We start from the raw sequence: 278 nt of genomic DNA on the forward strand, positions 1-278 counted from the left end.
TACCCAACCACCTGTGTCGGTTTGGGGTACGGTTCCTGGTTACCTGAAGCTTAGAAGCTTTTCTTGGAAGCATGGCATCAACCACTTCGTGTTCTAAAAGAACACTCGTCATCAGCTCTCGGCCTTAGAATCCCGGATTTACCTAAGATTCCAGCCTACCACCTTAAACTTGGACAACCAACGCCAAGCTGGCCTAGCCTTCTCCGTCCCTCCATCGCAATAACCAGAAGTACAGGAATATTAACCTGTTTTCCATCGACTACGCTTTTCAGCCTCGC

Annotated in this window: 1 rRNA gene; it reads right to left on the reverse strand. The window is 48.9% G+C overall.

What is annotated here, in order from left to right:
* Nucleotides 1–278, reverse strand: a 23S ribosomal RNA gene (locus tag IB249_RS30310); the annotation flags it as partial.

It is taken from the genome of Pseudomonas sp. PDM04 (assembly GCF_014851765.1).
In the GTDB taxonomy this organism is placed as follows: domain Bacteria; phylum Pseudomonadota; class Gammaproteobacteria; order Pseudomonadales; family Pseudomonadaceae; genus Aquipseudomonas.